Raw genomic sequence first — 22475 nt, 5'->3', positions numbered from 1 at the left:
CGTCGGAAGTGCGTCCGAAATGCCGGCCGGTGCGTAAGTAACGATACACACTGGACCGTCAAAGACCATTTCCGCGATGAACACGCATTACCAAACCACCCTCGCGGCGCCGCGGCTGCTGTTGCTGGCGCTGCTGCTGGCGCCGATGGCGCCGGCGCTGGCGCAGCGCGCGCTGCTGTCCTTCTCCGAGCAGCCGGCAAAATTAATACGCAAGACCACCGTCTACGACGCGCCGGCCGGGGTCGGGCTGCAGACCGGCGACATCATCGAGTCCGGCACGCGCGGCCTGCAGCTGGAATGGCCGGGCGACGCCTTGATCGCGCTGGGACCTTCGAGCACCGTGCAGCTCGGCGACACCGGCGGCGCGCCGACCGTCAACCTGCTGCGCGGCTGGCTGAAGATCGCCGCCGACAAGCGCGCCGCCCGGCCGCTGACGGCCCGGGCGGGGGCCCTGGAAGTCCGAGCGGGCAGCGCGGGCGCCAGCGGCCTGCTGCACCTGACGCCGGACCAGATCGAATTGTTTGTCGAACACGGCACCTTGGCGGCGACCGACAAGGAAAAGGCCGGCGCCGCCACGCCGATCAACCGCGAGCAGTACGCGCAGCGCCGCGCCGGCCTGGCGCTGCGCGTGATCGAGCGTCCGCCGCAGCGGTTCATCGCCGAGATGCCGCGCACCTTCTTCGACCCGCTGGTCGCCATCGCCGGCCGTGCCAAGCCGGCCGAGGTCAAACCGCTGCGCGAGGCCGGCGCCCGCGACCTGGCGGAGTGGACCAATCTGGCGCCCATCGTCAGCAAACAACTGGTGGCGCAGTTTTCCACGCGCCTGGCCGACCCGGTGTTCGCCAAGGACGCCGAAACCATGCTGGTCGCCAATCCGGACTGGCGGGCCGCCGTGCAGCAGGCGGTCAAGGCCAAACGCAGCCTCAACACCATCTCCAACTCCTTGTTCTGATCCATGAAGAAATTTTCCCTCGCCGTCAAGTTCAACCTGGTGTTCCTGGCCGTCGCCGTGGTCGGCTTCGCCGCGTCCAGCGTCGTGACCAACGCGTTGCTGGTCGACAATGCCCGTGAAGAAACGCTGCAAAACGCCCGGCTGCTGATGCAGGCCTCGGCGGCGGCCGGCAATTACACCAGCGCCCACGTCGTGCCGCTGCTGGAAAACCGGCTGAAGTTCGAGTTCCTGCCGGAAGCGGTGCCGACCTTCGCCGCCATCGAGCACCTCAACGAGCTGCTGAAGGCCTACCCCGACTACAGCTACAAGCAGGCCACGCTCAATCCCACCAATCCGCGCAATCTCGCCAACGACTGGGAAAGGCCGCTGGTGAAGCAGCTGCGCGCCGACCCCGGCGTGGCGGAACTGGTCGGCGAGCGCGCCACGCCGGCCGGCCGGGCGCTGTATATCGCCAAGCCGGTCACCATCGGCAACGCCGCCTGCCTGGCTTGCCACAGCACCCCGGACGCCGCGCCCAAGACCATGACCGACATCTACGGCACCGCCAATGGCTTCGGCTGGAAGCTGCACGAAACGGTGGGCGCGCAGATCGTCTCGGTGCCGATGACCGTGCCGCTGGAACGCGCGACCACGCTGCTGCACACCTATATGTGGTCATTGCTGGGGATCTTCGCCTTCCTGTTCGTGGCGTTGAACGTCACCGTGCACCTGTTCGTCACGCGCCGCGTCAGCCGGCTGTCGCGCATCGCCGACGAAGTCAGCCTGGGCCGTTTCGATGCCGCCGCCTTCGACATCCGCGACGGCGACGAGCTGGCGCAGCTGGCGCAATCGTTCGACCGCATGCGCACCAGCCTGGCCAGCGCGATGAAGATGCTCGATGACTGAGGCGGCGGTCCTGCCGCAGCGGATCGGCAAGTACCGCCTCGACGGCCTGCTGGGCAAGGGCGCCATGGGCGTGGTGTACCGCGCGCTGGACCCGCTGATCGAGCGCACCGTGGCGCTCAAGACCGTGCGCCGCGACCTGGGCAACGAGGAGCAGGCGGCCGAGATCATCGAGCGCTTCCGCAAGGAGGCGCAGGCGGCCGGACGGCTGATGCATCCGAATATCGTCGCCGTGCACGAGTACGGCGAAGACGACGAGATCGCCTATATCGCGATGGAGTACGTCGACGGCACGCCGCTGTCGGCGCTGATCGGCGAGCGGCCCTGCCCGCTGCCGCAGGCGCTGGACTGGTTCAGCGACCTGCTGGCCGCGCTCGACTATTCGCATGCGCACGGGGTCGTGCACCGCGATATCAAACCGGCCAACCTTCTGGTCACGCGCGACGGCCGCATCAAGATCAGCGATTTCGGCATCGCCCGCATCGAATCCTCGACCATGACGCAGACCGGCGCCATGCTGGGCACGCCGAGCTATATGTCGCCGGAACAATTCCGTGGCGAAGCCATCGACGGCCGCAGCGACCTGTTCTCGGCCGCCATCGTGCTCTACCAGCTGCTGACCGGCCAGCGGCCGTTTTCGGGGTCGGCCGCCACGGTGATGCAGCAGGTGCTCAATCACACGCCGGCGCAGCCGTCAAGCTTGAACGCGGCGTTGCCGCCGGGTTTAGACGCGGTGGTCATGCGGGGACTGGCCAAGGCGCCGGACCAGCGGCACGCCACGGCGCGGGCGTTCCAGCTGGCGTTGAGCGCCGTGTCGCGCGACGGCCCCGTCATCCCGTCGCAAGCGCGGGAGCCCGACAACGACGCCACCATCATGGCGACCCCGGCCTCGCTGCGGGCGCTGACGTCGCAGCCCGGTTGGGCCGACCGTTCGGCGCGCCACGCCACAGGGACCGGCACCGGAACCGGGGCCGCCAACCACCCGGCCTGGCTGCAAGCGATAGCGCCATCCGTGGAAACGCTGCTGACGCGGCAGATCGGACCGATGGCCAAGCTGCTGCTGCGCAAAGTCGCCGCCACCTCGCCGGACTTCGACACCTTGGGCCGGCAGTTGCTGGAGCATATCCCGTCGCCATCGGCCAAGGCTTTGTTTCAACAGCAGATGGCGGCGCTTGGCGCCGAATCGCCGCCTGCGACGGCCACCAGCCCCCTCGCCACCGCCGGGGCGGAGCCAACGCTGCCGCCGACATCGCCGCCGGCTCCCGTGCCGGCGCCGGCGCCCGCGCCGCTGACTCCCGAATTCGCGACAGCGCTCACGCCGATCCTGGCGGTGGCCATCGGTCCGATTGCCGCCATCGTCGTCAAGCGCGCGCTGCGTCAGGCGGTGAGCCGCGACGACCTCATCTCGATGCTGGCGGCGCACATCGACGCCTCCCCCGCACGTCAGCGTTTTTTGGACAACGCGGCGCGCGTCGGGACCCAGCGCCTTCCCGACCACTAAAGCGCCCTCGGCCTTAATCGCGCACGTCGGCAAGCAAAAGCTCGGTGAACAGGGATGCGGCCAGCGCGCGCGGAGACAACATCAGCGACGGAGCAGCCGGCGGGCTGTCGTCGCCCAGCCAAAATAACGCGCTCCCGGGGAGCTCGCCGGGAATTTCGCGTGCCGCGCGCGCGGGCGCCAGCGCCAGCAGCGAAGCGTCGAAGGTGGGCAACGAAAACTCGTCGCCCAACGCGGCCAGCGCCATGGCCTCCAGCGAGGCGTACCAAATTGCCGGGGGTGGACGGCATCCGCTTCCTTGGGTCGCCATGCCGTCCAGGCCGGCCGCTATCGTCAGGGGGAAATAGCGCCCCACCCGGTCGACGCTGGGCATGAGCACGCCGCCCCAGGCTTGCGGTCCGCAGACGCCGGCGCCCAGCGCGAAACGCCAGATCGGGCTATTCAGGTAGATCGGCAGCCAGGCATCGCCGAGCCGGCAGACGCTATCGGCCATGCCCGCTTGCAGCCATGCGTCCCAGGGTTGGAGGAACCCGGCCGGCAGGCGCCGCGCCACGAAGTCGCCGTGGCTGGGAAACTTGCCGAAGAACCCGGCTGCGGAATGCGGCGTCGTCATCAAAGGCTGGCCGGGCAGCGGAACTGCTCCAGCGCGTCGCGGCGGAACGGATTGATGACGCTGCTCGCGGTCAATTCATAGACGGCCTTGCGGCCCTCCAGGTCGAACGTCAGCCGGAAGCGCTCGCCCTGCAGCGGCTCGAGCGCGCCGCGATCGACCATGCGCAACCACGCCCACGGTCCGTCGGTGCGCAGTTCGCCGCGCAGCGCCGGCGTGGCGTCGAAGCGCACCTGCCCGTTGCCTTTTCCGCTGGGCAGCAGCATCGGCGCCGAGCGCGGGGCCTGCCCGGCCTGGAAGGCCAGCGGCTGCCCGTCGATGTCGAGGGTCAGCTGCGTCAATGCCGGATCGACGCCCGCCACCCGCAGGTCGAAGCGCAGCGACGGTTGACGCCCGTTGGCGCCAAAGAACATGTCGCGCAGCCGCGCCCCACGCTGGAACTGGTCCAGCGCCTCTTGCGACATGCCCGCCGCGGCGGCCGTGCCGCGCCAGCGCCATTGGCCGCCGCTCATGTCGACCAGGGTGGTCAGGTGCTTGTTGAAGAAATCATCCATCAAGCCGCCGGGACCGAAGAATTTTCCGAAGTCGTCGGCGGTCGCGTCACGACCGCTGCCGCGCGTCAATGGGTAGCGGCCGGCGATGGCGTCGCGGCAAAATTGCGCGCCGCTGCCGGCCCACAGCGCGTTCAGGCGCGCCCGCTCGCTGCCCTGGGCCAGGCCGTTGCCGCCGCTGTCCACGCTTTGGAGCAAGGTCGACAACGGCGCCGGCAAGCCCTGCCCGCCCCGCTTCAGCCGCACCAGCGCATCGCCGGCCGGGGCCGGCGCACCGCTGCGGCGCGCGCTTTCGGCCGCGTCGAAGTACAGCGCGGCGTCCTTGAGCAAGGCCAGCGTCTGGTCGAGCGGCGTGGGCGCGGGGCCGGCCGCCAGTCGATGCAGCGCGGCGAAGTGCTGGTCGACCGGCTGCTGTGGCGCGGCGGCCGGCGCGTCCTGCTCGCTCGTGCCCAGCGCGGACGCCAGTTGCCGGCGGGCCGAGTTCAGCTTGTCCCGCACCAGCTTGTCCACGGTGGCCTGGCCGGCCGACGGCTTGACCGCTCCCAAGGTGGTCTCGCGCGCGGCCGCCTGCAACAGCGTGCGCAACGGCGAGTCGACGCCGGCCAGCGCGTTGGTCACGCGCGCGGCCTGGTCCAGGCTGGCCAATGGCACCAGCCGCACGTCGGCCAGGAAGCGGTCCCATTGGCCGATGTAATCGAGGAAATACAATTGCAGCACCCCCGCCCGGATCTGTTCGATGCCGCCGATCGTGGCGGCCGACTCCTGGCGGTCCAGCACCCAGTTGTCGCGCGCCACGTCGGCCACGGCCTGCCAGCTCTGCTCCAGCAGCGCGCGGTAACCGACCACGCTGTAGACGCCGCTCACGCCGCGCGAGAGCGGCGCCCCGCTGGCGCGCGCGAAGACGCTGGAACCGTCGCGGCCCAGCGCGCCGTTGATGCTGAATTCGGGCAGCCGCCCGGCCGCCACCAGGCGTTTGAGGCGGTTGTAGATGCGCTCCGGCAGCGCCATGCCCGCCAGGGTCAGCCGCACCTGCGCCACCAGCGCGGCGTCGAGCTGGATCGCCTCGGCGTCGGCCTCGTTTTCCAGCAGTGCGCCTACGTGCGCCAGCAATTGTTCGCGCTGCGTCTCGCTGGCGTCCGGCAGGCTGCCGCGCCAGTCGAACTCGACCCACGCCTGCACCGAGGCGGCGTCGAAGTACTGGTGCTGCCCCAGCATCAGATAGACGCGCAAGGTTTCGTAGAGGAAGTCCTGCTGGTTGGCGTCGCCCCGCCGCAGCGCGCCCTCCATGTTGGCGACGATGCGCGGCAACAAGGTGCTGCGCAGCGCCCGGCGGTAAGCGTTGACGGCGCCGTCACCCAGCTTTTCGCCCTGGCACAAGCTCATGCGGCTGAACAGCGGAACGCTGTCTTCCCGCTCGGCATACCCGGCCGGCAAGTCGCGCGCGGCGTTCAACACCGGCAAGGCCACCAGCGCATTGCCGGCCGCCGGCGTGGCGGCCGCCAGCCTGGCCAGTTCGGTGGCGGCGGCCGCCGACCGCGCCACCAGCGCCTGGTTGCGGCCGTAGCTCACCGTCAGGCCCACCGCCAGCGACACCGCCAGCAGCCCGGCGCCGGCCAGCGCGCCCCATTCGATCCACTGGCGGCGCCGCTCGGCGGCCTGGTTGACGCCGGCCAGGCCGGCCTCCTTGAAGATCACTTCGCGCAGCAGGCGGGTAAGGAAGTAGCTGCGCCCGGCGCCTGCGCCGGCCGGCAACACCTTGCGGCCCAGGCCGAACGAGGCCGCCAGCGACGCCATCACGCGGTCGATCGGACTGCCCTCCTGCGTGCCGCTGGTGAAGTAGACGCCGCGCAGCAGCGCCGGCTGTTCATAGCGGTTCGGCTCGAACACGGCGTTCAGGAAGCGGCCCAGCACGTCGCCGATGGCGGCGAACTGCTGCGGGAAGCCATACAGCAAGGCGCGCCGCTGCAAATCGCGCTCCTTGTGCATGCGCTGCAGCACGCGCGCTTGCAGCTGGCGCTCGAGCGCCTCGAACTCGGCCGGGAAGCCGGCCAGCGCCGCCGCCGGCGTGCCGTCGGCCGGCAGCGGGAAGGTCACGCCCCACACTTGCGCGCGCTCGTCGCGGCCCATGGTCTCGAAGAATTCCGCGAACCCGGCCAGCAAGTCGGTCTTGGTCACCATCACGTAAACCGGGAACGCCTGCCCCAGCTGTTCGTGCAGCTCGTGGATGCGGGCGCGGATCGCCTGGGCCTGGGACTGGCGCCCGGCCTCGCCCTGTTGCAGCAGGTCGGCCACGCTGATGGCGACGATGATGCCGTTGACGGGGCGCCGGCGCCGGTACTTCTTCAGCAAGCCGAGAAACCCAGTCCAGGCGGCCTTGTCGACTTCGGCGTAGCTGTCCTGGGTGGTGTAGCGGCCGGCCGTGTCGAGCAGCACGGCCTCGTCGGTGAACCACCAGTCGCAATGGCGGGTGCCGCCTATGCCGCCGATGGCGCCGGAGCCCAGCGCGTCGGCCAGCGGGAATTGCAGGCCGGAGTGCGTCAGCGCGGTGGTCTTGCCGCTGCCCGGCGCGCCGACGAAGACATACCACGGCAGCTGGTACAGGTACTGGCCGCTCATCTTCCAGCCGGGATTGGCCTTGCGCAGCACCGCCATCGCCGAGCGCATGCGCTCGCCCAACAGCGCGACCTCGGCCGCCGATTCTGCCGACTGGGACGAGTCGGCGGAATCCGGTCCGGTGCCGTCGGGCGCGGCGGCGACGCCGGCCATCAATTGGCCGTTGCGGCGGCGCGCCATCCACAGGCGCCAGCCCAGCCAGGCGGCCGCCGCGCCCCACACCAGCGCGATCACCGTCCAGCGCGCCGTGGCCGACGCCAGCGGCTCGCTGCCGTCGAACGCCAGCAGCGGTCCCTCGTACCAGATCAGCAAGGCCAGCAACAGCAGGCCGATCACCGACAACACCCATGGCTTCATCAGCCAGTTCAATATACGTTTCATACCTTGCGCTTCTCCTGGTCGCCGCTTACTGCGGCTGTGGCGGCGTCAACACGACTATCTCGACGCGGCGGTTGCGGGCGCGGTTGCCCGCGTTATCGTTGGGCGCCACCGGTTCGGTGTCGCCGCGCCCCTCGCTGCTGTAGCGCGTGGGCGGTCCGGACCGCTCGGCCAGCAAGCCGGCGACGGTGCGCGCGCGCGCCTTCGACAGGTCGTAGTTGGACGGCAGCCGCGCCGACACCGACGGCTTGGTGTCGTCGGTGTGGCCGATGACCAGCACCTTGCCGGGCACCGCCTCGAGCGCCGTGCCGATGCGCAGCAGCACCGGCAACTGGCTGCGCGCCACCTCGGCGCTGCCGGAGGCGAACACGCCGTCGCCGCGCAAGGTCACGGTGGAACGGTCGGCGGTTTCGGTGACGCTGACCAATCCGGCGGCGATCTCCGGCGCCAGGAAACGCGCCACCCGCACCGGCGCCGGTCCCGGCGGCGCCACCACCGGGGTGCGCGGCGGCGGCGCCACCCGCAGCGCGCCGAGCTGCGCGAACACCGGATCGGAGGCGCGGTTCAGCCACCAGCTATAGGTCAGTTGCAGCACCAGCAGCACGGCGGCGGCCGCCGCCGCCAGCACCCACAGCGGCACGCGCCGCAGCATCGAGCGTTGCGGCGCGGGCGCGCCGCGCCAGCGCGGCGACAGGTCCGCCTCCAGCGGGCCATGCTGGCGCTGGACCATCAACAGCAGGCGGTCGCGCAGCGTCGCCAGCTGGTCGTGGCCACGGTCGATCACGCGGTAACGCCCCTCCAGCCCCAGCGACAGGCACAAGTACATCAGTTCCAGCAGGTCCAGGTTGGCGCGCGGGTCCTGGCTCAGCCGTTGCAAGACGACGAAGAACTTTTCACCGCCCCACGATTCGTTGTGGAAGGCGGCCAGCAGGCTGCGGCTGTTCCACACGCCGCCGCCCCACGGCGTGCTGGAAATGGTTTCGTCGAGCAAGGTGCACAGCGCGTAGCGCGCGGCGGCCACCGTTTCGACGTCCACGTGGCCGGCGCGCGCGGCGGCCTCGAACCGCCGCACCTCGTCGGTGAGGCGCTGGCGCAGCAGCTCCATGTCCGGCGGCGCCGGCAGGAAGCGCAGCGGCACCACCAGGTCCAGCAGCGCATTGGCTGCCTGTACCAGCGGATTGAGGCCGCGTCCGTGCAACGCCGGGGCGCCGGCCGTGCCGGTCCGTGCGGCGGCATGGTGGGCGGCCGGCTGCGCGGGCGCGGCACCGGCCGCGGCCTCGGGCGGGCCTGGTGGCGCGGGACGGCGTCCGCCCGGCGTCGGGATCAGCACCGTGCGATCGGGATCTTGCGTGGTGTCGAATGGCGTGTCTTGATTCACCGGAACCTCTTAATGACTTTTACGGATGGCCCAGAACTGCATCCGCAGTCCGGGGAAGTTGTCCACCACGTGCATGGCGAAACCGGCCGAGTTGTTCAATTGCGACCAGTACTCGCTGGTACGGTCGAGTTCGAAATAGGTGTACCCGGCCAGGAACGGCAGCTGGCGCGGCGCCACCGGCAGCGGCCGCAGCGCGATGCCGGGCAGCTGCAGGTTGACCAGGTCGCGGATCTTTTCCACCGAACCCATCTTGACCTGCGGCGGGAAGCCGTTGCGCACCGCCTCCGGCGGCAAGTCGGCCGATACCGCCAGCACGAAACTGGCCGAGCGCAGCAGCGTTTGGTCCGGCAGCACCGCCACGCGGATGCCGAACTGGCGCTCCTCAAGCGGAATCGCCACCGCGTGCGGGTCCATGACGGCCGACAGCGCGCGGCGCAGGTCCAGCATCAGCGGTGCGAACGTCTCCGCCAGCGCGGTGTGGCGGTAGGTCGGATAACGGGCGCCGCGCTTGTCGGCGCGGGTGAAGGTCGCCAGCTCCCCGGCCAGCTGGACCAGCTCGCGGTACAGCGTTTCCGGATGCAGGCCGGTCATGCCGGCCAAGTGCGCGACCAGCGGCTGGCTGCGGTTCAGCACTTGCAGCAGCAGGAAGTCGGCGATTTCCGCCGCGCCGGCGCTGCCCGGCTGGGACAGGCGGACCGCCAGCGCCTCGCCGCGCTGGTGCAGCAGGCCCAGCAGTTCGTCGATGAAGCCGCCCAGCGCCGGCGCGGCCCGCACCTCCAGCGCCGGCGGGCAATAGGCCGGATCGAGCACCACGCGGTTGTCGGCGCGGCGCTCGACGATGCGCGCCACCCCCAGCGTGGCGTAGGCGTCGGCGACATCGCTTTCCAGCGCCAGGCGCAGGCGCAACTTACCGACCGTCATCAGCGCGCTGTTGTCGAGCCCATTGCTGTCCCAGGCTTCATGTTCGGCGCCGCGGTGGCGCGCGAAGTTGTCGTGGCCCGGACGGTCGTCGACTTCGGCCACGCCGTGGCGCCGGGTCGGCAGAGCCAGCACCACGGTGACGTCGCGCGCGTCGGCCGGGATGTCGATCGGCGCCGGCAGGTCCTCCTCGGTGGGTGTGCCGACCGGCGTGCCGTCGGGCAGCACGGCGCTGAACGACGACAGCGCCAGCTTGCCCAGCGCCAGCTGTTGCTGGTCGATTTCCAGCGCCGACACGCCCCACGCGTACGGCCGCAGCGCGCCGACGCGCGCCTCCAGCTGGGTGTGCAGATAACGGTCATGCTGCTGCAAGTGCTGGGGCTGCAACAGCATCCCTTCGGACCAGACTACTTTGCTATTCCACGACATGGAGCGACTTTCTGTATCAAATATTGGTGGGTGGGCGTTCGCCGCGCAGGCGTTCGACCTGCTGCGCGTAGGCGCCGGAGAATTTCTCGCCGAACAGGCGCTGCAGGTCTTCGTCGGCGTCGCGCGCCAGCTCGCCGTAGAGCTCGACCAGGCGGTCCCACATGCGGGCCTTGCGGCCGGCCGGCAGCAGCTTGTCGAGACGGCCGGGGTCGGCCAGGCGCTGCTCGATGCGGGCCGGGTCGAAGCGCTGCACCACGGCCGCCAGGGCGGCGCGCATGCCGGCGATCACCGCCAGTTCGTGGGCCTTGAGGTCGTCGAAGGCGCCGCCGATGGCGGGCAATGGCGGCAGGTAGCCGGGAATCTGCGCGCCCAGCATTTGCGTCAGCGCGCTATCGGCGTCCGGGAAGAACTTCAACGGATTGTTGGCGCGCGGGGCGATCATGGTCATGTCGATGTGGCTCTCGCGCTTGGTCAGCGTGCGCGCCCTCAGCACATCCATGGTGCCGGCGGTGGCGGCGCGCAGCATCTCGCCGACCAGGCGCGCCAGTTGTTCGGGCGTATGGCTGGAACCCAGATGGGGCAGTCCGAGACCGTCCAGCAATGCTTGCAGGACGGCGTCGCCGCCGGCCGAAGACGGGACGGGGGCCGGCGGCGGCGATGGCTGCGCAGGCGCCTGCTGCGGCGGCGCGGCTTGCGCGGGCGGCGGCGATGGCTGCGGCGGCGCGGGTTGCGCGCCCGCCGGTGACGCGGCCAATGGCGCAGCGGGCCATGCTGCCGCGACCACCGGTGCGGCGACCGGCGCGGGTGCCTGCAAATCCGCCAGCAAATCATAGTCGGCGGGGATCGACATCGACGCCGCGGGCGGCGGCGAGTACGCCTGTAGTTCCGGCGACACATGGTCGTGCTGCGCGGCGCGCGCGGCCGGCGCCATGCCGGCAAACAGGTTCAGCCCGAGCGGATCGGCCAGTACATCGTTGCCGACGGGCACGGCGGCGCCATCGAGGATGCGCGCCCCCGCCAGCGCATCGAATGTCTCTGCGGTAATCGGCTCCGGGGCCGGCGGCGGCAGCATGGGCTCGAACATCGGCAATTGCGGCGGCGCCTGCACCGGCGGCGGCACGAAGGGCGGCGGCGCCATCAGCGTGGCGTCCGCCGACGGCTGCGCCGGCAGGGCCGGCAGCGTCAGCGAAGCCTGCAGGACGTAGTCGCCCAGCACGATGCGGTCGCCCTCGCCCAGCGCGATCTCGACCCCGGCGCCCAGCGGCCGGCCGTTGACGATGCTGGGATTGCTGCCCGCATCAGTCAGGTAGTACCGGTCGTCGCGCCAGGTCACGCTGGCGTGGCTGCGCGAAATGTATTTGCTTGGATCGTCCAGCACGAGCACGTTGCCGGGCGCCCGCCCGACCATGCCGCCTTCCAGGCCAAAACTGGCGTGCAGCGGCTCGGCCGGCGGCTGGTCGCGGTAACTCTCCACCCGCAGCAGCAATTGCGGCATGGCCGCTTCATTCATATTCATATCGGTTCCTTATTTCTTGCCGTCGTCGGCTTCTTGCGGCGCGGTGGGCGGCCCCGCCGGCGGCACGGTGGCCGCCAGCACGGCCGCGTTGACCACTGTCGATGCGGACGGCATCGGTATGGGAATGGTGGAGCCGACGATCACCGCCGGCCCGATGCTCAGGAAAGCCGCCCCCGCTTTCAGGGTGATGTTGGCGCCCGCCTCGATCACCACGTTCATGCCGGCCTTGATATGAACCGTCTGTCCGGCATGGACGGCGGTTTTGAGGCCGCCCTTGACCACCATGTTCATCGTCGCCGAGTGCGACGCCGAGCCCTCGGCGACCTCGATGCGGTCGCCGCCGACCTTCAGGTGGCGGTCGCCGCCGACCTCCTCGAAGCTGTCCTTGACCACCATCGCGTGGCGGTCGCCGCCGATCCACGCCAACGCGTCGCGCCGCACGCGCTGTTCCAGATCGCGGCCGGCATGCAGATAAAACTGCTCCGCGCCCTTCTTGTCCTCGAAGCGCAGCTCGTTGTAGGCGCCGCCACCGACCGAGGAATTGCTCTTGATGGCCGAACGCGTCGCCTGCGCCGGCAGCGGATAAGGCGGCATGTGGTCGGCGTTGTAGACCGCGCCGGTGACCAGCGGCCGGTCCGGGTCGCCCTCCAGGAAACTGACGACCACTTCCTGCCCTATGCGCGGCAGGAACATCGCGCCCCAGCGCTTGCCGGCCCAGCCCTGCGCCACGCGCACCCAGCAAGAGCTCATCTCGTCTTCCTTGCCGACCCGGTCCCAATGGAATTGCACCTTGATCCGGCCATATTTGTCGGTCCAGATTTCCTCGCCGGCCTTGCCGACCACGATGGCCGTCTGCGGCCCCTGCACAACCGGCTTGCGCGCCACGGACGGCGGCCGGAACTCGGTCTGCCTGGCGATGGCGGTGAAGGCGCAGCTGAGCACCGGCTCCGGCTCGGCCGGCCCGGTCGGTTCATAGGTGTCGGACGACAACGTGTACTGCGCTTCGATGACGAGGTACTCGCGGTTCTGGTCGCCACGCGGATGCTCGACCAGTTTGAACAGGCTGCCGGGGAACAGCCCGCGCGCCCGTGTCGCCGCCCGCACCCGCTGATAACTGGTGTGGCGGGCGTCGAGCCGGTGGCGGGCATAGGCCTCGCCGGCGGCGCGCTCGGTATAGTTCCCGGGATAGTCGAACGACTCGTGGCGCGATTGCGCATACCCCCGCGCCACCGACGACTTGACCAGCAGGTTGGCCGACGGCTTCTCAAAATCGAAGTCCTGCAGGCTCTGAACGCCGCTCTCGATCTCGCCACCCATGTGCCATTCGTACACCACTTCGCTTTCGCGCATCGCGTGGTCGGCGGCCGGCATGAACAGCAGCGAGGCGTAGCCCGGCGCCGGCCGGTGCGCCGCGTACGAGTCGGCCAGCACCATCGTGTGGCGCCCCGCCACGCTCTTGAAGTAGTAATAGATGCCTTCGCGCTCCATCAGCCGGCTGACGAAATTGAAGTCGGTCTCGCGGTACTGCACGCAATACGGCAGCGGTTTGTAGGCCGCGCTCAAGCCGGCCGTATCGAAGTCGGCGATCGCATAGGGCGCGAACACCGCCTTGATGATATCGAGCACGCTCTTTTCCTGGAAGATCCGGCAATCGGACGCGCGCGTCAGGAACCACAGCCACGGACGCACCGTCGCCTGGTAGGTCAGGAAGCGTCCCTGGCGCCCGGTCAGCGCGAAACGCGTGATGAAGCCATTGAAGTAACGCTGGCCGCCCTTGGGCAGGTCGACCTTCACCGTGACCAGGGTCGCCAGCAACTGATCCAGCTGAAGGTCGGCCCGTTCGCTGTACAGTTCCAGCTCGTATTCGCTCAGCTGCGACAGGCCCTCGCCGGCGCGCATGCGGCGCAGCAGCAGAACGTTCGCGCCGAGCACGCAATCGATCGAGATTTCACGCTGATTCTGGGTGGTTGCCATGTCTATTTACTATCCAAATTAAAAGCCGGGCGTGCGCTGTCCGGCGTCCCGCTCCGAACTGGGTCGGGACGCTTTCAAGGACTTACGCGGGACGGCGCGATTTGGACGCAGGCGGGAACTGTTTATTCTTCGCCCGGCGACCATGCAGCGGCCCGAAGAGCGACAGTCGTTGGCTATACCGGTTCGATTTCGACGGCCAACCCCATGTGATCGGTGACCGCGGCAACCGAGCTGCCGTTGCCGAAAGGGGCCAACTGCGACCAGTAGCAAACCTTCTTCATCTTGACCGTTGCCGCGTTGTACACGGCAACATCGTACATTTTGTCGCCCTTCGCATTGGTGCCGCCCACGCTGATGTTGTAGCCGTCGATGGGACTGATGTCACCCGTGTGAGCTCTCTTGAAATCCAGGTTGGTCGCCTTGCTGACGACGTTGGGTGTGACGCCGCCACTGCTCTGGTTGGTGTCGCCCATCACGAGATCGATAATGCCTCCACCATTGTTGAGAATGGTGTCCGCGATGCCCTTGTAATACGCAACCAGCCGATCCTCGGTGGTCTGTCCGCCAGCGGGTCTCGCATAGGGCTTGGACGCGGCGGCTTTGGACTGGTGCTGGGCGGCGGCGCCCCGCACGGGACCCGGTTTCGCGGGCGCGGCGGCCGAGGTCTTTGCCGCTTTCATCAACCTGTTCGGCACATGGACGAACACGACCGTATAGCCCAGATAGTTGATCGCATACCACCCGTCGCCCTGCCCGACGCAATTAGCCTTGATACCATTTGAGCAATAGACAGTAAAGTTGTTGCACGCCTTTTTATTGTTCGTCGCACCGGCCATGTTGCTTACGACGTACTCGTTCATCGTTTGGAAATCGGCGTTGGCGCCATTGAGCTCGCCGAATGCTGTCACGTGCGGCATCTGATTCATCTCGCGGAACACGCCCTGCCGATTCTGCAGCACTTTATACTTCATCATCTCGAAGAATTCGGCGGGCTTGACATTGGCTTGCGAAATCGCGCCGGCCGGCGCGGTCGCAACCAGCCTGGCGGGTCCCTGCACCGGACGCGCATGACGATCAGCAGGCAGGCCGTTGGGATAGTTCCTGGGGTCGAAATTGTCGTCATGCAGGGTCGGGTAAAGCAGCCTTGCCGCAACGGTCGGCGAAGCCAGAAAGTCATGCGTGTCCACCGTCAGGTTTTGCGCGGTCACCGATAGCAAATCATGTTTCGTTTGATTGCCGGCATTGAATGACTGATAGGAAAAGATGGGCATTAAGCGTCTTTCGAGATTGAGTTGCACGAATCGGCCACGCATCCGACCGACATCTCGCGTTGATACCGGACGGTTGCCATTCGGAACGCTGCCTTGACCACGGAATCAGTCCGTTTTCATCGCGTCGGCGAGGGCGTTGGTCATGATGCTCTCGTAGTTCATGCTGATGATGGCGACGATGATCTCCTTCGCCAGCGCGGAGGCCACGCCGCTGCCCTTTTCCGACAGTTCGACCAGGCTGCCCGCGCAGTTGCGGCGATGTACGCCCTTGGTGCCTTGCACGAACTTCGACACCGCCTTGCCGGCGCGCACCAGCGGCACCACCGGCTGGCCCACGAGGGCCGCGTTGGCGACGCCTTTCTTGAACTTCACGTTCTGTTTGGCGAGGCAGTAAGTGATGGCGTCTTGCACCAACAACAGATCCGGGCTTAACGGCTGCGGCTGTCCCTTCAGCTTGGTCTGGATGCTTTCCAGCTTGGCGATCGTCTTGCTCGCGTCATAGGCTTTCAACCCGCCGGTGACCGCCGTGGCGACCACCCCCAGCACCGTGCCGGCGACCGCGCCGGCCGGCCCCGCCAGTTGGGAAAAATTGGCCATGCCGGCGGCGACGCCGGCGCCGGCGGTCAGCAAGGTGGTGGTCGCAACGCGGCCGTCGACGCTGCGCACCACGTTGCCCTTGGCGTCCTTCTGGACCGTCAGCAAACCGCTGGTGCCGGACAGGCCGCCGGCGGTGGCAAGCCACGTGCCGACCGCCGCGCCGCCCCCCATCTGCGATTCGCCCACCGAGCCCTGGTTCGGGTCATACACCCATGACGGCTTGCCGCCGACGCCGGTCATCTCTACGCCCATAGCAATTCTCCAATTCTAAAATGTGATGTTGATACGCTTAGTCAAACTTGTAGCTGAACTCGCCTTCGTGGACGGCCACCCGCACCGCCCGCGCCGGCCGCCCTTCCAGCAGGCGCGTGAGGAATTCGGCGCTGATCGCCGGCAGCAGCGTGTTGGTCAGGATGGCGTCGATCATGCGGCCGCCGCTTTCAAGCTCGGTGCAGCGGCTGGCGATCAGCGCGACCACCTCTTCGCTATAGGTGAACGGGATCTTGTGGCCGCCGGCGATGCGCCGTTCGATCCGGCCCAGCTGCAGGCGGATGATGGCGCCCAGCATCTCGTCGCTCAGCGGGTAGTAAGGAATCGTCACCACCCGGCCCAGCAGCGCCGGCGGGAACACCTGCAGCAGCGGCGCGCGCAACGCGGCGGCGATGTCGTCCGGCGCCGGCATGGCGTCGCGGTCGGCGCACAGGCGTGTGATGAGGTCGGTGCCGGCGTTGGTGGTCAGCAGGATCAGCGTGTTCTTGAAGTCGATCACGCGGCCCTCGCCGTCCTCCATCCAGCCCTTGTCGAACACCTGGAAGAACAGCTCGTGCACGTCGGGGTGGGCCTTCTCGACCTCGTCGAGCAGCACCACCGAATACGGCTTGCGGCGCACCGCCTCGGTCAGCACGCCGCCCTCGCCGTAGCCGACGTAGCCGGGCGGCGCGCCCTTGAGCGTGGAGACGGTGTGCGCCTCCTGGTATTCGCTCATGTTGATGGTGATGATGTTCTGTTCGCCGCCGTACAAGGATTCGGCCAGCGCCAGCGCGGTCTCGGTCTTGCCGACGCCGGACGTGCCGGCCAGCAGGAACACGCCCACCGGCTTGCCGGGATTGTCGAGCCCGGCGCGCGCGGTCTGGATGCGGCGCGCGATCATCTCCAACGCGTGGCGCTGCCCGATGATGCGCTTCGACAGCGTGTCGGCCAGCTTCAGCACATTCTCGATCTCATTCTTGACCATGCGGCCGACCGGGATGCCGGTCCAGTCCTGTACCACGGCGGCCACCGCCTGCCGGTCGACCGTCGGCAGGATCAGCGGTGTTTCGCCCTGCCGTTCGGCCAGTTCCGCCTGCAGCGCCCGCAATTGAGCCAGCGCGGCGTCATCGGCGTTGGTGCCATCGTCCTCGCGCAAGCGGGCGCGCAGCGCCAGTATGCGGTCGACCAGCTCCTTCTCGGCCGCCCAGCGTTGTTCCTTTTCGCCCAGGCGCAGGCGTTCGTCGACCAGACGCCGTTCGGTCGCGCCCCTGCGCTCGGCCGTGTCGACGCCGAGCGCGCTCTCGCGGCCGATGATGGCCAGCTCGGTCTGCAATGCTTCGATGCGGCGCCGGCTGTCGTCCACCTCGGCCGGCGTGGCGTGCAGGCTGATCGCCACGCGCGCGCAGGCGGTATCGAGCAGGCTGACCGACTTGTCCGGCAGCTGGCGCGCCGGGATATACCGGTGCGACAGCCGCACGGCCGCCTCCAGCGCCTCGTCGAGGATCTGCACCTGGTGGTGCTGCTCCATGGTCGAGGCGATGCCGCGCATCATCAGCAACGCGCGCGCCTCGTCCGGCTGGTCGACCTGCACCGTCTGGAAGCGCCGCGTCAGTGCCGGGTCTTTCTCGATATGCTTCTTATACTCGGCAAACGTGGTCGCGCCCACCGTGCGCAAGGTGCCGCGCGCCAGGGCCGGCTTGAGCAGGTTGGCGGCGTCGCCGGTGCCGGCCGCGCCGCCGGCACCGACCAGGGTGTGCGTCTCGTCGACGAACAGGATGATGGGCGATTCGCTGGCCTGGACCTCGTCGATGACCGAACGCAGGCGCTGTTCGAACTCACCCTTCATGCTGGCGCCGGCCTGCAGCAGGCCGACGTCGAGCACCAGCAGCCGCACCGCTTGCAACGACGGCGGCACATCGCCGCGCGCGATGCGCTGCGCCAGGCCCTCGACCACGGCGGTCTTGCCGACGCCGGCCTCGCCCACCAGCAGCGGATTGTTCTGGCGGCGCCGCATCAAGATGTCGATCACCTGGCGGATCTCGTCGTCGCGGCCGACGATGGGGTCCATCTTGCCTTCACGCGCCTGCGCCGTCAGGTCGCTGGTGAAGCGCTGGAGCGCTTCCTGCTTGCCCAGCGCGGCGGGGGCGATGGCGCCCGACTCGGCGCCGGGTTCGGCGGCCTCGAAGCCGTCGGTGGCGCGCATGGCCGCTTCGGGCGAGGCCTGCAGCAGCTGCGCGAAGCGCTCGCCAAGCTCGTCCAGCTTGATCCTGGAAAATTCCTTCGACAGGCCGTACAGCGCGTTGCGCAAGCCGCTGGTCTTCAGCAGGCCGACCACCAGGTGGCCGGAGCGCACCTGCGATTCGCCGAACATCAAGGTGGCGTAGACCCAGGCGCGTTCGACGCTCTCCTCCAGCTGAGCCGACAGGTCGGTGACCGCCGTGGCGCCGCGCGGCAGCCGGTCCAGCGCCGCCGTCAGATCGCGCGCCAGCACGGCGGCGTCGATGTCGTAGTGGCGCAGGATGCGCTGCAGATCGCTATCCTGCCCCTGCAGGATCTGGTGCAGCCAGTGAACCAGCTCGACATACGGGTTGCCGCGCAGTTTGCAAAACACGGTGCTGCTTTCGATGGCCCGGTAGCACAGGCTGTTCAATTTGCCAAACAAGGCGACGCGACTGATTTCAGCCATGGACTGCTCCTTCTGATAAGTTGTGGCGGTGGCGCGGCGGCGTCAGGCGTAGCTGGCGGTCGTCGTGCTCCGGTGGTTTGCTGCTGAGCCAACTGGTCCATCCCAGTTGCGCCGTCCTGCCCAGCCGGAGGCCGGGCAGCGATTGTTTTTCGATGATCAGGCGCACGTCCCACTCCTGGGTCAGGCCGGCGTACTGGCGCACCCAGTCGGCCAGCCGGCGCATGCCGGCGCCGCCGGGCAGCAACTGGCGCGCCTGCGCCATGTCCAGCGGGCCGATCACCAGCCTGAATTTGTGCTGCGCGTTCCACACCTGTTTGCCCAGCACCGTGGTGTCGCCCAGCGCGCCGGCCAACGCGCCGCTGCGCAGACGGAACAAGCCGTCGTCCGGCAGCCGCATCCAGTGCCCGACGAATTGCTGGACCCGCACCGGGACCTGGAAGAAATCGCTCAGGATGGCTTCCAGCCCGGCGGCGCTGCCGGCATGCGGCGCCAGCCGGCCGGCGTAGTGCAGCTTGGCGAAATCGGGCACCGTGTCGCGCTCCCGCATCGACGCCATGCCGATGCCGACCAGCGCGCCGACATAGCCGGCGAAGCGGTCCTCGCCGGGGCGGTCCAGGCTGACCGCAGGCTGGGCGCTGGACCAGGCGCGGTAAAACAGGCTGGTCATGCGGTGATGGAACATGTCCAGAAAGCGCGCCAAGGTCGGATCGTTGACGTTGCGCAAGCGGTCGCGGATGTACTCCGTCAGGTGCACCGGCATCGGGCCGTTGGCGCCCAGCAGGCCGAAGAAATTGACCAGCAGACGCGGCGCGGGCGGCGCATCGCCGCCGGTGGCGCCTTCCCCGCGCCGCAAGCCGGCCAGCATCGCCGGCTCGAAGCCGAGCGACGGCTGCTGGCCGAAGCGCACCGCCTCGTCGCGCGGCCGCCCGGCCTCGCCGATGCGCGGCAGTTGCGGATAGGCGCACTCCAGCTGGCGCAGCGCGGCGTAGAAATCGAAGGCCGCCGGCGCGCCCTCCAGCCGATCCAGCAGTTCTACAGGATCTCGCATCGCCCCACCCTCGCCGGCCACGCCATGACGGCGCCGCGACCGGTCCTGATCACCGTCTCCGTGAAGCTGTTCAAGCTGACGTACTTGGCGAAAAACTGTTCCAGCACCATGCCCAGCACGAACACGCCGCTGCCCGCATACGCCTCTTCGTCGAGCGTGACGACGACCTGCAGGCCGCGTCCATAGGTGATCGGCCCCGGCAGCGGCAGCCGCCGTACGATGGTTTCCGCCCGCACCGAGCGCACGCCCTCGACCTGCTTGTGGGCGGCCATATCGGCGCTGCCGCAGTACAGCCGCAGCAGGTCGCGCAGCGCGGCCGCGCCCGACTTGGGATCCTGGTCCGTCAAGGACAGGTAGTTCAGCGACAGGTGGCTGACCAGGCGCCACGCGGTCTCGCCCTCGGCGTGCGACGGCGCGGGCATGGTCGGACCGGCCACGCAGCGCACCGCGCCGACCGGCGCGCCGGCGCCGATCGTGAAATCGGTTTTGCCGCCGCCCAGCGGCATGCTCAGCACGAGGTCGCGATTGGTGCACAGCGTGTCGACACCCAACTGGCGCAAGCCGCTGCGGTGCGGCGCCTCGGCCGCGTCCACCAGCGACAGGAAGATCTCGCTGCCGATGTAACTGGAGCGCGGGCCCTGGCGCCGCTGCCGGTCCGACAGCAGCCGGGTGTCGCGCCGCACCTGGTAGTAAGCGCCCGGCTCGCCGGCGCGCAGGTCGTTGGCGCGATAGAACGATTCGAACGTTTGCACCGCCTCCGCCCCGCTGCCGTAGCCAGTCACCCCCAGGACCTGGTAAATCTCGTAGTCCATCGGCCGGGTGCGGTCCGGCACCACGTGGTAATCGGACTGCTGGTCCGACAGATGTACCCGGTCGCCGCGCTTGGGAAACAGATTGATCGCCGGCGTGCAGTACAGGCCGATGTTGGCGGCCGACACCTGCGCCTCCAGCGACGATTCCAGGTGCTTGAACAGCACCACGATGTCCAGTTCGGCGCCGGCGCAACGGCGCACCGCCGGTCCGATGCCGCCGATGTCGACAAACATAAAGCGTTGCGGCAACGCGAAGTATTCCTGCAACAGGCGGTAGCCCTGGAACGAGCGCGGCCCCGCCGGCAGCAGCGCCTCGTCATCGCTGGCGCCGAGCGCGCGCAGCTGCCTGGTGGAGATGAACTCGTGCCACGGGGGCGCCGACTGCCCGGCGGTCGCCGGCATCACCAGCACGCCGGCCGCCTGCGCCAGCAACTGCTCCAGCAGACGGGCCGGCACGACGTCGCTGCCGCGCAGATGGATCGGCAGATTGTCCAGCGCCAGCTCGCTGAACGCCAGCCCGGCGCCGGCGCGCAGCCGCAGCCGCAGCGCCGCCTTGACACCGCCCAGCCGTCCCAGCTCGATGCCGTTGAGCTGGCCGCCGCAAGCGAAATAGCGCGCCTCGGCCAGTTCAACCGGCCACAAGGTCACGTCATGGGCCGTGCGGAATTCGCAGGCCGTCTGGTCGCCTTTGCCCAGCATGCTATGCAAGGCGCTGCCGCGCGCCACCTTGAAGCCCTGCGCCAGGCTGCCCTCGTCCATGTCCGGCTGCAACTGCACCACCGCCATGGCCGGCGTCGGCGCCAGATATTGCGGATAGACCAGCTCCAGCAAGTGGTTGGTGAAACGCGGGAACTCGGCGTCGACCTTGAGCCGCACCCGCGCCGCCAGGAAGCTGAAACCTTCCAGCAGCCGTTCGACATACGGATCGGCGCAGGCCTGGGTTTCCAGGCCCAGGCGGCCGGCGATCTTGGGGAAATCGCGCGCGAACTCGCCACCCATTTCACGCAGGTGCTGCAGTTCGCTCTCGTAATAGTGCAACAGTTTCGGGTTCATTGCGATGCTCCGGCATCCAGGTCGACCAGCCGGATCTCGCCGATCTCCAGATCCAGTTCGGTTTTCAGATACAGCCGCTCCGGCAGCGGCTGGCCCCACAATTCGCCCCGGATCTCGAACGCCACCTGGTTCGGCGCCATGCCATGCCGGCCCGGCGCCAGCGCCACCACCTGCACGCTGTCGCGCAGGATGCGCGGCTCGAAATCCCAGATCGCCTGGCGGATGCGGCGCGCCAGCTCCAGCCGGTCGAGGCCGGACGCGGTCTTGCCGGCCAGGTCGGGCAGGCCGAAGTTGAGCACCGAGCCCGCCGCCAGCGGATGCCCGTCGAGCGGGCGCACCGCGCCCAGGCCGGTGGTGTTGAGCAGCCAGCCGAGGTCGCGCAGCACCGCCTTGCGCAGCCCGCGCATCGACAGCACGCGCTGGTCGCGCGACTCCAGCGTCGAGGCGCTGTCGTCGTCGCTGAGACGGTCCAGCAACGACGGCTGCAAGCGCTCCTTGCTGAGCAGTTCAGCCATGACGGCGCTCCTGCCGGCGGGCGTGGTGGCGGTGGTTCATGCGGTGTCGCTTAGTAGGTGGCGTTGGTTTCCAGGTCCCACTTCTTAGGCGTGCCGCTCACCACTTTATCGCCGGTGAACGAGTCGTACTTGTAGCTGATCTTGGTGAAGTTGATCGAGAACGTTTCGCTCGGACGCTCGCCGCCGCTGCTGGCCGAGTAGGAGCTGATGATCGGCTCTTCGAGCTCGATGGTCAGGAAGACCTGCTCCTTCTTGTCGGCGCCGCCGGTCTGGATGAAATGGATCTCGGCCTTGCCCAGGCTCTTGCCGCACACCGCCTGCATGAACAGGTCGGCCGAGGCGATGTCGGTGGCCTTCGACAGCGACAGCTCCGAGAAGGAAGGGTTGCTGGTGTCGCGGTCGCTGCCGCCGCCGCTGACCGAGATCGCGCGGCCCACGCCCATTTGCAGCGAGTCGATGGTGATCCAGTCCTTGTGGCCGGTGACGGTGGAAGTGCCTTTGATTTGGGTGGTGAATTTCAGCAGGATCATGATGTACCTTTAAAA

The 22475-nt window shown here is 68.6% G+C and carries 16 protein-coding genes; 3 read left to right on the top strand and 13 right to left on the bottom strand.

Annotated elements, in window-relative coordinates; genetic code table 11:
- The first annotated feature begins 76 nt into the window (after positions 1–76).
- The 3 genes from MRBLMU1_RS03420 to MRBLMU1_RS03410 are packed head-to-tail and all read left to right on the top strand — an operon-like array spanning position 77 to position 3335.
- On the top strand, positions 77–952 hold the full coding sequence (locus MRBLMU1_RS03420; RefSeq protein WP_363497035.1) for a hypothetical protein: 876 nt from the start codon (positions 77–79) through the stop codon (positions 950–952).
- 3 nt (positions 953–955) lie between these two features.
- A complete protein-coding gene (locus MRBLMU1_RS03415) occupies positions 956–1837 on the top strand; it encodes a c-type heme family protein (protein WP_363497032.1) in 882 nt (293 codons plus the stop codon).
- On the top strand, positions 1830–3335 hold the full coding sequence (locus MRBLMU1_RS03410; RefSeq protein ID WP_363497029.1) for a serine/threonine-protein kinase: 1506 nt from the start codon (positions 1830–1832) through the stop codon (positions 3333–3335). The genes MRBLMU1_RS03415 and MRBLMU1_RS03410 overlap by 8 nt, the downstream gene beginning before the upstream one ends.
- 13 nt (positions 3336–3348) lie before the next feature.
- Here the strand turns inward: MRBLMU1_RS03410 and tagF are convergent, their stop codons facing one another.
- From tagF to MRBLMU1_RS03345, 13 genes are all read right to left on the bottom strand, one after another.
- A complete protein-coding gene (gene tagF, locus MRBLMU1_RS03405; protein ID WP_363497026.1) occupies positions 3349–3945 on the bottom strand; it encodes a type VI secretion system-associated protein TagF in 597 nt (198 codons plus the stop codon).
- Positions 3945–7487, bottom strand: coding sequence for a type VI secretion system membrane subunit TssM (tssM, locus tag MRBLMU1_RS03400; protein ID WP_363497023.1), 3543 nt, complete (start codon positions 7485–7487; stop codon positions 3945–3947). Before tssM ends, tagF begins: the two co-directional genes overlap by 1 nt.
- 25 nt (positions 7488–7512) lie before the next feature.
- Positions 7513–8862, bottom strand: coding sequence for a type IVB secretion system protein IcmH/DotU (gene icmH / locus MRBLMU1_RS03395; protein WP_363497021.1), 1350 nt, complete (start codon positions 8860–8862; stop codon positions 7513–7515).
- Between the two features lie 9 nt (positions 8863–8871).
- Positions 8872–10209: a type VI secretion system baseplate subunit TssK gene (gene tssK, locus MRBLMU1_RS03390; RefSeq protein WP_363497018.1), complete on the bottom strand. Its 1338-nt coding sequence runs from the start codon at positions 10207–10209 to the stop codon at positions 8872–8874.
- A gap of 16 nt (positions 10210–10225) precedes the next feature.
- Positions 10226–11725, bottom strand: a complete 1500-nt coding sequence (gene tagH, locus MRBLMU1_RS03385) for a type VI secretion system-associated FHA domain protein TagH (protein ID WP_363497015.1) — start codon at positions 11723–11725, stop codon at positions 10226–10228.
- A 9-nt stretch (positions 11726–11734) separates the two neighbouring features.
- Positions 11735–13699, bottom strand: a complete 1965-nt coding sequence (locus MRBLMU1_RS03380) for a type VI secretion system Vgr family protein (protein WP_363497012.1) — start codon at positions 13697–13699, stop codon at positions 11735–11737.
- A 173-nt stretch (positions 13700–13872) separates the two neighbouring features.
- On the bottom strand, positions 13873–14970 hold the full coding sequence (locus tag MRBLMU1_RS03375) for a hypothetical protein (RefSeq protein WP_363497010.1): 1098 nt from the start codon (positions 14968–14970) through the stop codon (positions 13873–13875).
- Positions 14971–15075: 105 nt separating this feature from the next.
- Positions 15076–15819 carry a hypothetical protein gene (locus MRBLMU1_RS03370; protein WP_363497007.1) on the bottom strand — a complete coding sequence of 248 codons (744 nt, stop codon included), beginning with the start codon at positions 15817–15819 and terminating at the stop codon, positions 15076–15078.
- Positions 15820–15856: 37 nt separating this feature from the next.
- Positions 15857–18502: a type VI secretion system ATPase TssH gene (gene tssH, locus MRBLMU1_RS03365; RefSeq protein ID WP_363497005.1), complete on the bottom strand. Its 2646-nt coding sequence runs from the start codon at positions 18500–18502 to the stop codon at positions 15857–15859.
- Positions 18495–19550 (bottom strand): type VI secretion system baseplate subunit TssG, encoded by a 1056-nt coding sequence (gene tssG, locus MRBLMU1_RS03360; RefSeq protein ID WP_363497002.1) that lies wholly within the window; start codon positions 19548–19550, stop codon positions 18495–18497. The genes tssH and tssG overlap by 8 nt, the downstream gene beginning before the upstream one ends.
- Positions 19535–21415: a type VI secretion system baseplate subunit TssF gene (gene tssF / locus MRBLMU1_RS03355; RefSeq protein WP_363496999.1), complete on the bottom strand. Its 1881-nt coding sequence runs from the start codon at positions 21413–21415 to the stop codon at positions 19535–19537. Before tssF ends, tssG begins: the two co-directional genes overlap by 16 nt.
- The gene (tssE, locus tag MRBLMU1_RS03350; RefSeq protein ID WP_363496996.1) at positions 21412–21930 is read right to left on the bottom strand and encodes a type VI secretion system baseplate subunit TssE; all 519 of its coding nucleotides are present in this window, start codon (positions 21928–21930) and stop codon (positions 21412–21414) included. Before tssE ends, tssF begins: the two co-directional genes overlap by 4 nt.
- Positions 21931–21980: 50 nt before the next feature.
- The gene (locus MRBLMU1_RS03345) at positions 21981–22460 is read right to left on the bottom strand and encodes a type VI secretion system tube protein Hcp (RefSeq protein WP_363496993.1); all 480 of its coding nucleotides are present in this window, start codon (positions 22458–22460) and stop codon (positions 21981–21983) included.
- Positions 22461–22475: the final 15 nt, after the last annotated feature.

This window comes from Burkholderia sp. LMU1-1-1.1 (assembly GCF_040675865.1).
In the GTDB taxonomy this organism is placed as follows: Bacteria; Pseudomonadota; Gammaproteobacteria; order Burkholderiales; family Burkholderiaceae_D; genus Rugamonas.
This window is presented reverse-complemented; position numbering and strand designations above follow the sequence as displayed.